Source organism: Streptomyces sp. UH6 (genome assembly GCF_013421635.1).
Lineage (GTDB): Bacteria > Actinomycetota > Actinomycetes > Streptomycetales > Streptomycetaceae > Streptomyces > Streptomyces abyssomicinicus.
This window is the reverse complement of the sequence record NZ_JACADT010000100.1, coordinates 1-10,649: the sequence shown is the minus strand read 5'-3', so window position 1 is coordinate 10,649 and position 10,649 is coordinate 1. Positions and strand designations below refer to the sequence as shown.

At 71.1% G+C, this 10,649-nt stretch carries 12 protein-coding genes; 6 read left to right on the top strand and 6 right to left on the bottom strand.

Annotated elements, in window-relative coordinates:
- Together HW445_RS08685 and HW445_RS08680 are read right to left on the bottom strand one after the other, a co-directional pair.
- A partial coding sequence (locus HW445_RS08685; protein WP_180220445.1) for a lipopolysaccharide biosynthesis protein occupies nucleotides 1-1,498 on the bottom strand: 1,498 nt, incomplete at its 3' end.
- Nucleotides 1,495-2,790 carry a glycosyltransferase family 4 protein gene (locus tag HW445_RS08680; protein ID WP_308798674.1) on the bottom strand — a complete coding sequence of 432 codons (1,296 nt, stop codon included), beginning with the start codon at nucleotides 2,788-2,790 and terminating at the stop codon, nucleotides 1,495-1,497. The genes HW445_RS08680 and HW445_RS08685, both read right to left, overlap by 4 nt.
- A 140-nt stretch (nucleotides 2,791-2,930) precedes the next feature.
- On the opposite strand from HW445_RS08680, the gene HW445_RS08675 reads away from it, so the two are divergent.
- Nucleotides 2,931-3,398 (top strand): adenylyltransferase/cytidyltransferase family protein, encoded by a 468-nt coding sequence (locus HW445_RS08675; protein WP_180220444.1) that lies wholly within the window; start codon nucleotides 2,931-2,933, stop codon nucleotides 3,396-3,398.
- Here the strand turns inward: HW445_RS08675 and HW445_RS08670 are convergent.
- From HW445_RS08670 to HW445_RS08660, 3 genes are all read right to left on the bottom strand, one after another.
- The gene (locus HW445_RS08670) at nucleotides 3,385-4,164 is read right to left on the bottom strand and encodes a CDP-alcohol phosphatidyltransferase family protein (protein WP_180220443.1); all 780 of its coding nucleotides are present in this window, start codon (nucleotides 4,162-4,164) and stop codon (nucleotides 3,385-3,387) included. The genes HW445_RS08675 and HW445_RS08670 overlap by 14 nt on opposite strands.
- Before the next feature lie 20 nt (nucleotides 4,165-4,184).
- Nucleotides 4,185-5,285, bottom strand: a complete 1,101-nt coding sequence (locus HW445_RS08665) for an LCP family protein (RefSeq protein WP_180220442.1) — start codon at nucleotides 5,283-5,285, stop codon at nucleotides 4,185-4,187.
- 316 nt (nucleotides 5,286-5,601) lie between these two features.
- Nucleotides 5,602-6,339, bottom strand: a complete 738-nt coding sequence (locus tag HW445_RS08660; protein WP_180220441.1) for a DUF5324 family protein — start codon at nucleotides 6,337-6,339, stop codon at nucleotides 5,602-5,604.
- A 270-nt stretch (nucleotides 6,340-6,609) separates the two neighbouring features.
- Here HW445_RS08660 and HW445_RS08655 point away from each other — a divergent pair, with 270 nt between their 5' ends.
- Together HW445_RS08655 and HW445_RS08650 are read left to right on the top strand one after the other, a co-directional pair.
- On the top strand, nucleotides 6,610-7,131 hold the full coding sequence (locus tag HW445_RS08655; protein ID WP_180220446.1) for a peptidylprolyl isomerase: 522 nt from the start codon (nucleotides 6,610-6,612) through the stop codon (nucleotides 7,129-7,131).
- Between the two features lie 128 nt (nucleotides 7,132-7,259).
- On the top strand, nucleotides 7,260-8,129 hold the full coding sequence (locus HW445_RS08650; protein WP_180220440.1) for a rhomboid family intramembrane serine protease: 870 nt from the start codon (nucleotides 7,260-7,262) through the stop codon (nucleotides 8,127-8,129).
- Between the two features lie 268 nt (nucleotides 8,130-8,397).
- On the opposite strand, the gene crgA is transcribed toward HW445_RS08650, so the two are convergent.
- Nucleotides 8,398-8,655, bottom strand: a complete 258-nt coding sequence (gene crgA / locus HW445_RS08645) for a cell division protein CrgA (RefSeq protein WP_151773591.1) — start codon at nucleotides 8,653-8,655, stop codon at nucleotides 8,398-8,400.
- A gap of 162 nt (nucleotides 8,656-8,817) precedes the next feature.
- Between crgA and HW445_RS08640 the strand changes: the two genes are divergently transcribed.
- The 3 genes from HW445_RS08640 to HW445_RS08630 all read left to right on the top strand — a co-directional run bounded on the left by HW445_RS08640 (nucleotide 8,818) and on the right by HW445_RS08630 (nucleotide 10,500).
- The gene (locus HW445_RS08640; RefSeq protein ID WP_180220439.1) at nucleotides 8,818-9,612 is read left to right on the top strand and encodes a DUF881 domain-containing protein; all 795 of its coding nucleotides are present in this window, start codon (nucleotides 8,818-8,820) and stop codon (nucleotides 9,610-9,612) included.
- A 91-nt stretch (nucleotides 9,613-9,703) separates the two neighbouring features.
- On the top strand, nucleotides 9,704-9,865 hold the full coding sequence (locus tag HW445_RS08635; protein ID WP_164540794.1) for a hypothetical protein: 162 nt from the start codon (nucleotides 9,704-9,706) through the stop codon (nucleotides 9,863-9,865).
- A complete protein-coding gene (locus HW445_RS08630) occupies nucleotides 9,862-10,500 on the top strand; it encodes an aminodeoxychorismate/anthranilate synthase component II (protein ID WP_180220438.1) in 639 nt (212 codons plus the stop codon). Before HW445_RS08635 ends, HW445_RS08630 begins: the two co-directional genes overlap by 4 nt.
- Nucleotides 10,501-10,649 lie beyond the last annotated feature (149 nt).

Below are 10,649 nucleotides of genomic sequence, written 5' to 3'. Positions count from 1 at the left end.
CCGCGCCGACGATCAGGTCGCGCAGCCGGGCGAGCTGTGCGCGGTGCACGCCGCGCGGGTCGCAGACCACCAGGACGCCGTCGACCCGGTCGACCAGGGCGAGCGCGTCGGCGTAGGCGAACACCGGGGGAGTGAGGACGATGACCGTGGCGTGCGCGTCGTCGGCCTCGGCGACCAGGCGCGAGGTCTCGGCGGAGGTCAGCGCACGGGCCACGTTGCGCACCCGGGCCCCGGGGACCAGCTCGAAGCCGCCGGACTCACCGGCGTCCACCAGCAGACGGCGGCGGCCGGGCCACTCCTCGTCGCCCGTGCCGGACGCCGCGGACTCGTCGGTCCAGGACGGGCGGGACAGCTCGTGGGCGTCCAGCTCGTGGGTGAGGAAGGGGCGGCGCAGGTCCGCCTCGACGACCAGGACCCGCTTGCCGGTCTCCGAGAACGTCGCCGCCAGGTTGACCGCGACGGCGGCGGCGGTCCGGCTGGAGCCGCGAGGGGCGGCGACCAGCAGCCGGCGGCGGTCGGCGAACCGCCGGTCGTAGGCGAGCCGGTAGGCGATCGACCGGTACTCCTCGGCGAGCGGGGAGTCGTCGCGGTCCTCCGTCAGCAGCGGGTCGTCGGGATCGATGCGGGGCAGCGAGCCGAGCACCGGGGCGCGCAGCGCTCGGGCCACGTCCCCCTCCGAGCGGGCCGCCGGGTCGAAGACCAGCCGGACCCAGGCGAAGAGGAGCCCCAGCGCGAGGCCGCCGGTGCCGCCCAGGATCAGCGACAGGGCCCAGCCGGGGCCGTCGGAGCCGGACGGCGGGGTGGCTGTGCGGATCACCTTGCCGGGCGTCATGTCGAGGGATTCGAGCTTGCTGATCCGGTCGTTGAGTTCGGTGATCTTGTTGAGCAGGTTGGCCTTGACGCTGAAGTCCGACTCGGGGCTGCTGCTGGTGAGGGACGCGGCGAGTTCCTCGTGCTGCTTGGCGATCGGATTCAGCTGCTTCTTCAGGCCCTTGATCATCGAGTCACGGGTCGCCTCGGTGTCCTGGCGGCGCTCCTCGAGGTAGGACTCGACCGCGGCGTTGGCGCGCCGGGCCGCGTCCTTGGGGTCGTCCGCGGTGTAGCTGAACCGGAGCACCTGCGACTGCGGCGGGTTGGTGACCTGCAGGCCGGCGAGGAAGGCCTCCTCCCGGCCGCCGATGCCGAGCACCTCGGCCGCCCGCTCGGCGGTGCGTCGGCTTCCGGCGTCCTGCCGTTCGGTGTTCATGTCCAGCTTGGAGCTCGACTGGCTGGCGCTGAACGGGTCGTCGGTGGCCACCCGCAGGCGCACGTCACTGGTGGCGACATAGGTGTCCGCGGTGCTCAGCCCGAGCCAGGCGCCGCCCAGCAGGCCCAGCAGCACACCGCCCGCGATCAGCCGGGGGTAGCGCATCAGCTGGAGGAACTGGTCCCGCAGCAGATCCGGCTCGTCCTCCGGCACCGGTACCAGTCCGGCCGGTCCGCCGTTGGTCTCGGTCATGCTCCCGCCCCTCTCGCCTTCTCCTGCTCCCCCGACGCCGTGCCGACGGGTCCCGCCAGAACCTCGGCCAGCAGGGCGTCGTAGCGGGCCAAGCCGGCCTCACGGCCCAGATGCGCCGCCACGTGGCGGGGTCCGTGTGCTCCCAGCGCGTCGGCGGCGGCCGGGTCGGCGGCCAGTTTCCGTACCGCCTCCAGCAGAGCCGCCGGGTCCTCCGGCTCCACCAGGACGCCGGCGCCGGAGCGCCGCACCTCCTCGGCGGTGCCGCCGCCGTCCGCGACCGAGGCGACCACGGGCCGTCCGGCCGCGAAGTACGAGGTCAGCTTGGACGGCACACTCATGTCCAGCACCGATGCCCGCTGGGTCACCGCGAGCACGTCGGCCGCCGCCAGCACGTCGGGGAACTCCTCGTTCCCCACCGCCGGCAGGAACTCCACGTTGGGGACGCCGGACGCCACGTCCTGGAGCGCGGCACGCTGGTTGCCGTCCCCCATCAGCACCCAGCGGACGTCCGGGTCCAGGCGGGCCGCGCCCACCAGCACCTCCAGGCCCTGCTTGAGGCCCATGTTCCCCGAGTGCAGCACCACCGGCGCCGCGCCCCAGCCCAGCCTGGCGCGGGTCTCGGCCCGGTCGGCCGAGGGGGCCGCCACATGGGACCAGTTGGGCACCACGCGGATCCTCCCGCGGTCCACGCCCAGCGCCACGACGCGGTCGGCGAACGTCTCGTGGATGACGCCGACCAGGGTGGCCCGGCGCAGCACGTTCCCCTCGACCCCGGAGGCGGCACGCGCGGCACGGTCACCGCCGGAGATGCCGCTCTGTTCGGCCGCCGCACCCATCAGGTCCTGCACCACGGGGACGAACGGCACCCGCCACCGGGCGGCCAGCCGGGACGCCACCACGCCGCCGGCCAGGCTCGGCAGCTGGGCGAAGACCGCCTCCGGGCGTCCCATCCGCGGTGGGGCGGCGAGCTGGTGCCCCAGCACGGTCGCCTCGAACAACGCGCGGCGTGCGGCGGTCTGCCGTGACGGCACCAGATGGCGCCGCCGGTGCACGCTCACCCCGTTCCTCGTCTCGGTCATCCGCCACCGGCCGCGGTAGCCGGGGTCGACGGACCACGACGGGTAGTGCGGCATCCCGGCGAGCACGTGCGTCTCGTGCCCCCCGGCCGACCAGTGCTCGGCGATCTGGGTGGCGTACGGGCCGATGCCGGTGTGTTCCGGCGCGTAGTTGGTGGAGACGAGCAGCAGACGGTGCCGGGATATTCGGCCACCCTCCGGCTGATGCTCCGTCACGTTCCGCTTCACAAGCCCCCCTTGCAGCGAACGAGCTGTTCGTCACCCTAATCGTTCACCTGTCCCACCCGAAGGGTGCACGGTACTGTCATTTCTGACGCAGGGGGGAAGAAAGCGTATCCATAGGGGGGAAACGCAAGGTGTCGGACCGCAGACCGTACCGGGTGGGTTACGCACCTGGTGCCTACGACCTGTTCCACATCGGGCACTTGAACATCCTTCGGCATGCCCGGCAGCAGTGCGACTACCTGGTCGCCGGGGTGGTGTCGGACGAGATGGCCGAGCTGGCGAAGGGGCGCCGGCCGGTCATCCCGCTCATCGAGCGGCTGGAGATCGTGCGCAACATCAAGTACGTCGACGCGGCCTTCGTGGAGACCGTGCCGGACAAGGTCGAGACCTGGAAGCAGGTCCGCTTCGACGTCCTCTTCAAGGGTGACGACTGGCGGGGCACCGCCAAGGGGGAGAAGCTGGAGCAGGACTTCGCCGCCGTCGGCGTCGACGTCGTCTACTTCCCGTACACGGTGCACACGTCCAGCACCCAGCTCCGCCGGGCGCTGGACTCGCTGACCGCACCGGTCCCCGAGGCGGGCGAGCTCAGCCGCGGCTGAGCTCGCGGAACCACTTGACGAGGAACAACGGCAGGTAGAGCGCCGCCGCCGCCCCGAACAGGGCATAGCCCCACAGGAAGGCCTGTCCGGCCCCGAGCAGCAGGAAGACCAGGCAGAACACGCCGTGGTCGACCGGCAGCAGCGCCACCGCCCGTACCAGGGACGGCGGCGCGACGGGGCCGGAGGGCCCGGCGGCGGCCTTCCGCTTGAGCTGCTCGGTGAGCAGTCCGCCGAAGAACGTCACGATCGCCGCGAACAGGAAGCCCAGCGGCAGCAGCAGCCAGGCCCTCTCCCGCACGGCGAACTCGTCGGGCCGCAGGAAGAAGGTCAGCAGCACCGCCGTGTGCAGCGCGGTGGTCTTGGCGCAGTCCACCACGTGGTCCAGCCATTCACCCGCCGGACTGCCGCCACCGCGCAGCCGGGCCAGCTGCCCGTCCGCCGAGTCGAAGGCGAAACCGGTCGCCAGGGCGAGCCACACCACCGGCCCCGTCCACCAGGCCGGCTCGGCCAGGGCGATCACGGCGATGCCGCCGAAGCTGAACAACGCGCTGACCGCGGTGACCTGGTTGGGCGTCAGCCCCACCCGGTAGGAGCCTGCCGCCAGGACGCGGCCGACCGGGCGGTTGACGTAACGGGAGTAGAGGGAGACGCCCTTGGCGCTCTTCTGCGCCCGTGCCAGCCGGGCCAGCGCCTCACGGAAGGTGAGCCGTGCGGGTGTCTCCCGGCCCTGCCGGGGGTGCTCCTTCTCCGCTTCTGCCGTGCTCATCGATGCCCTCCCCCCGCCGGTCAGCTGCCGCCGGCCGGGGACTTCCGGGCCGACTCGGGTATCGGGCGGTCGTTGCGCAGCGCCTCCCAGACCTTGTCGGCCAGCGGCTGGGCGGGCACGACCCGGTTGGGGTCGGCGGTGTCGTACGTCACCGGCAGCATCACGGTGTCCAGGGCGGACGGGTCGATGCCCTGGAGCGACTGTCCGAACTCGGCCAGCGAGGTCAGCGAGGCCAGGTCGGAGTCGGTGGTCAGCGCGCCGGTGAGCGAGTCGGCGATCCTGTAGGTCCTGACCGGATCGCCCAGCAGGTCCTGCCGCCGGACCTCGCCGATCAGCGCCACCAGGAACTGCTGCTGGAGGCCGATGCGCCCCAGGTCGCTGCCGTCCTTGTAGCCGTAGCGGGTGCGGACGAACTTCAGCGACTCGGTGCCGTCCAGGCGGTGCTGCCCGGGATCCAGGGTGAAGCCGCCCTTGGTGTCCTTGATGGGTTCCTTGACGTCGACCGTCACCCCGCCCAGCTCGTCCACCAGCGACTTGAAGCCCGCGAAGTCGATCTCCATCAGGTGGTCGATCCTGACCCCGGACATCGTCTCCACGGTCTTGAGGGTGCAGGCGGAACCCACCTGGGAGTAGACCGAGTTGAACATCACCCGCTTCGCCGGGGAGACCTCGGTGCCGTCGGCCCGGGTACAGGCCGGGCGGTCGACCAGGGTGTCCCGCGGGATGGAGACGGCCACCGCCTCGGAGCGGCCCTCCGCGACGTGCACCACCAGCGCGGTGTCGGAGCGGGCTCCGCCGACGTCGCCGCCGTCCAGCACGGCGTTGTCGCCGGCGCGGGAGTCGGAGCCCAGCACCAGGATGTTCAGCGACCCGCCGGCGGCCGGTTCCTTGGCGGGGCGGTCGTCCCCCAGGGCCTCCTCCAGGTCGACGGCCGTGATGTTGCCGTCGAGGTCCTCGTACATCCACCAGGCCGTACCGCCGGCGACCAGTGCCAGCACGGCACAGCCGATCATGATGTTGCGGAAGACCTTGCGCCGCGGACGGCGGCGGCTCCGGGACTTGCGGCCCCTGTCCGGCCGGTCGTCGGACCGCGCCGGTTCCTCGTTCTCGGCGTGCGTCATCGCCGTGCCCCTCCCCATTCCCCTGCCCCCTGGCCGAGCGCGGCAGCGAGGTGCGTGTGGGGCGGCGCTCGGCGAATGTTCCGGCCGTAGCCGTTCTCGAACTATAGAGGGAATTGTGTTCGAACAGGGAGAGTTGCCCGGCCACCATGGCCCGCCGGCCACCGTCGAACGCGACGGCCACGGCCAGGGCCAGGGGGGACGGGCCAGGGCCAGGGGGGACGGTATCGGGCCCGGGCCGCCTCATGACGATGAGGCGGCCCGGGCCCGAGAGCGATGTTCCACGTGAAACATCACCTGTCGTGCGGACGTCCGGAGATCAACGGCGCTCCTCGTCGTCCGGCGAGGCCGGCGTGTTCTGCTCGCCGACCGTCGAGGGCCCCGTCGTCTCATCGGTGCGGACGTCCTCCGGTGTGGGAGTGATCGGGCCGCTGCCGTCGGCCTCCGCCAGACTGCTCGCGTCGTCCGGGACCTCGGTGGCCTCCGACGGCTCGGCCAGCCAGTCCGGGTTGGCCTGGCTGTCCCACCACCGCCAGGCGGCGAACGCCGCGGCGCCCAACAGCCCCAGCACCGCCGTCTTCTTGGTGAAACTCCCCAGCGCGGACCTCCGGCGCCGCTTCCTCACCAGGCGCTCGATGTCCTTGGGAGACACCTGCCCACGCAACGCGGCCAGCGCGGCGGCGCTCCGCGCGGTGGCCTCCTCCTTGACCGGGCCCGCGTTGGCACGGGCCTGCTCGATCACCGGCCGTGAGACCTCCACGGCCTGCTGGGCGGCCAGACGGGTACGCAGCGCCGCTTCACGGGCGGCCGAGTCGACCTTGGCCGGCACGTAGGTGGTGGCCTGCGCCAGTCGCGGAGCCACATGGGCGCCGTACTGCGCCCGGGCCTGCCCTGCCGCCTGCGACACCACTGGCGCGAGCCGTACGCGCGCCTCGTTGGCGTACTGAGCGGCCCTGACCCTGGCCGTGTCGGCGTAGGGAGCCAGCGCCTGACCGGCGTGCAGCACGCTGTCCTTCGCCGAACCGGTCCGGGCGCGCGCGCAATTCTTGCGGGTCACGGGTTCCTCCTCCTCGGTGGCGTACGGTTTCCATCGGCTTTCCACCCTTTGTCGGATCATGCCTGTGAGCGCCGTATCGGGCATGCCACAGCGGGCATCCGGGTCACGATCCACGACAGGGACGGCCGAAAGGGACCGCTTCTGGAACGAGTCGGTCGACGACGCGCAAGCGAAACCACCCGATCCGCTACGGACGACGGCCGGTGCCCGCCCCCACGGGCGCGGCGTGCGAGGATCGTGGGAGTCACAGACGACAACGGAAGGCAGATCGTGGCCGAGCAGCTCTACGCCACCCTGAAGACCAATCACGGCGACATCGAGATCCGGCTTTTCCCGGACCACGCGCCCAAGACGGTCAAGAACTTCGTCGAGCTCGCCAAGGGCGAGCGCGAGTGGGTCAACCCCGCCACCGGCCAGAAGACGTCCGACAAGCTCTACGACGGCACCGTCTTCCACCGGGTCATCAGCGGCTTCATGCTGCAGGGCGGCGACCCGCTCGGGAACGGCACCGGCGGTCCCGGCTACCAGTTCGAGGACGAGTTCCACCCGGACCTGTCCTTCAACAAGCCCTACCTGCTGGCCATGGCCAACGCCGGACCGGGCACCAACGGCTCGCAGTTCTTCATCACGGTCGCCCCGACGACCTGGCTGAACCGCAAGCACACCATCTTCGGTGAGGTCACCGCCGGCCAGAAGGTCGTGGACACCATCGCCGAGATCCGGACCAACCCGCGCACCGACCGCCCGGTCGAGGACGTGGTCATCCAGTCCGTGGTGATCGAGTCCCGCTGACGCGGGACCGCAGGGGACCCGCGAGGGAACCTTTCGCCCCGCTCGCCCGTCCCGGGTGGGCGGGGCGGTACTGTTTCCGCCCGCCGCCGCTCGACGAGGTGCGGGGGCAGGGAGTGAAGGGGAACGGAATGGCCGCGGGGAACGATCCGGGCGACGGCGGCCCGCGAGGGCAGGAGCAGAACCACACCCTGCCCGATTGCTACCGCCATCCGGGCCGCGAGACGGGGATACGGTGCACCCGCTGCGACCGGCCCATCTGCACGGACTGCATGATCGACGCCTCGGTCGGTTTCCAGTGCCCCGAGTGCGTGCGGGACGGGGCGAAGACCGGTTCCTCGGCTCCGCGGACGCTGACCGGAGCGCCGATGGTGGCAGACACCCGGCTGGTCACCAAGATCCTGCTGGGGATCAACCTCGCCGTCTTCCTCGCCGTCCAGACCGTGCCCGGCCTCGCCGGGCACCTGGTGCGGTGGCCACAGGGCATCGCCGTCCTCGGCGAGTGGCACCGGCTGGTCACCTCGATGTTCACCCATGTCGACCTGCGGCACATCGCGCTGAACATGCTGACCCTGTGGCTGGTGGGCGGTCCGCTGGAGGCGGCGCTGGGACGTGCCCGCTACCTGGCGCTCTACCTCGTCTCCGGACTGGCGGGAAGCGCGCTCGGCTACCTGCTGATGCCCCCGGACAGCACCGCGCTGGGCGCTTCGGGAGCCACTTTCGGCCTTTTCGGCGCTCTCCTCATGCTTCAGCGCAGGCTCAACCGGGACCTGCGCCCCGTCCTGCTGCTCCTGGTGCTCAACCTGGCACTGCCCTTCGTGCCGGGAACCTCCATCGGCTGGCAGGCCCATGTCGGCGGACTGGTCGCGGGCGGCGTGATCGGCTTCGCGATGCTGCGGGCCAAGGGCCCCCGCAGGACGCTGATCCAGTACGGGAGCTGCGCCCTGGTGCTTGCGGCAGCAGTGGTCATCACTCTGTTGAGAACTGCTCAGCTCACCTGAGCCATCGCCCAGAGTCACAGCTCTGTCCACAGGTTCGCACCGCTTCGGTCCTCACCTGGGAAAACACTGAACCCCCTGCGACCGCCCGCGATTTCCGCAGGTCAGGCCGAGGGGGAACAGGTTTTCGAGCAGTGAGGGATCGGTCACATCCGATCCAGCCCCGCAGGGGTTATCCACAGATCTTCTTTTCTTTTCCACCTGTGGATAACTCCTGTGGATAACCCGGTGGAGAAGGGTGGAGAAGAGGGACCCGGACGGGGTCAGGCCCCTACTTCCACTGGGTGGAGACCGCGAACCCCGCGGCGATGAAGCCGAAGCCCACCACGATGTTCCAGTTCCCGAGCGCCTCGAGGGGCAGCGAGCCGTCCGTCACGTAGAAGATGACGATCCAGGCCAGCCCGATGAGGAAGAGCGCCAGCATCACCGGAGCCACCCAGGCGCGGTTGGTCAGCTTGATCGCCGCCGGCTGCGTCCTGGCCGCGGGCGGCGTGTAGTCGGCCTTCTTGCGGATACGTGACTTCGGCACGAGGGTCTCTCCTGTCGATGCGCTGCGTGCCGCGCTGGAACGGTGCACGCTCCGGGGCAGCTGCTAAGGGATGTTCAGATGTACAGCAAAGGGACGACTGAGCACTCCCCCGGGCGTCCGTTAGCGTAGTGCTTCCGCGGCGCCGAAGGAGACAAGGGTACGTTGAGCAATTCTGCCGACTCCCCGGGGACGGGCACCAGCCCCGGCCGCTTCCGGTTCCGTCCCGTGAGGGTCCTCACACTGGCCGTGTTCGCCTTGGCCGGGCTGCTCTTCGCGACCAGCTTCCACACCGCCAAGGGCACCAACATCCGCACCGACGACTCCCTGCTGCGCCTTTCGGACCTCATCCACGAGCGCAGCCGGGAGAACGCGGGGCTCCAGAAGTCCAACGCGGCGCTGCGCGAGGAGGTCGACGCGCTGGCCGCCCGCGAGCAGGGCACGACCGACGCCGAGGACGCCGAGCTCCGGAAGCTGGAGCGGGCCGCCGGCACCGAGCCGGTCAAGGGTGAAGCGGTCACCGTCACGCTCAACGACGCCCCGCCGGACGCCACCGCCAAGCTGCCCGGCTATCCCGAGCCGGAGCCCGACTACCTGGTGATCCACCAGCAGGATCTGCAGGCGGTGGTGAACGCCCTCTGGAAGGGCGGCGCCGAGGGCATCCAGGTCATGGACCAGCGGCTGATCTCCACCAGCGCGGTGCGCTGCGTGGGCAACACCCTGATCCTCCAGGGCCGGGTCTACTCCCCGCCCTACAAGGTCACCGCGGTCGGCGACCCCGAGCGGCTGCAGAAGGCCCTCGCGGAGTCCCCCGCGATCCAGAACTACATGATCTACGTGAACGTCTACGGCCTGGGCTGGAAGGTCGAGGAGGACGGCGTCCGCACCCTTCCCGGCTACACCGGCGCGGTCGACCTCCAGTACGCCCGGCCCGCCGGAAACGGGTCCCCGAGGCCCTAGTCTGGTGCAGTACGGCTCCGTGATGCACGCGCGCGCAAGCGATCCGCGTGACGAACGTGACGAAGGCGACGAAGGGGAGGGGTAGGTACCCGTGTACGGCTGGATCTGGCGGCATCTGCCGGGCAACACCTGGGTGAAGGCCCTGCTCTCGCTGTTCCTCGTGCTGGCCGCGGTGTACGTGCTGTTCCAGTACGTCTTCCCGTGGGCCGAGCCGCTTCTTCCCTTCGGCGATGCGACGGTGGACGAACAATGAGCGCGCGGATCCTCGTGGTCGACAACTACGACAGCTTCGTCTTCAACCTCGTCCAGTACCTGTACCAGCTGGGCGCGGAGTGCGAGGTGCTGCGCAACGACGAGGTGAGCCTCGCCCACGCCGAGCAGGGCTTCGACGGCGTACTGCTCTCGCCCGGCCCGGGCTCGCCCGAGGAGGCCGGTGTCTGCGTCGACATGGTGCGCCACTGCGCCGCGGCCGGCGTTCCGGTCTTCGGCGTCTGCCTCGGCATGCAGTCGATGCAGGTGGCCTACGGCGGCGTGGTGAACCGCGCGCCGCAGCTCCTGCACGGCAAGACCTCCCCGGTCGAGCACGGGGGCAAGGGCGTCTTCGCCGGCCTGCCTTCCCCGTTCACCGCCACCCGGTACCACTCGCTGGCCGCCGACCCGGTGACCGTCCCCGACGAGCTCGAGGTGACCGCGCGGACCGCGGACGGCATCGTCATGGGGCTGCGCCATCGCGAACTGCCGGTGGAGGGCGTGCAGTTCCACCCCGAGTCGGTGCTGACCGAGCACGGTCACCGGATGCTGGCCAACTGGCTGGCCGAGTGCGGTGACCCGGAGGCGGTGGCGCGCTCGCAGGGGCTGGCGCCGGTCGTCGGCAGGTCCACGGCGTGACCGGGTGGCGCCCCGAGGACGACGAAACGGTGGCGCTGCGCATACCCCCGGCCTCCCCGGGGGGCCCCGCCGACCCGTTCGGTGCCGCGGGTCCGCCCGGCACCGGTGTGCTCGGGACCGATCCGTTCGGCGCCGTCGACCCGGTGGGG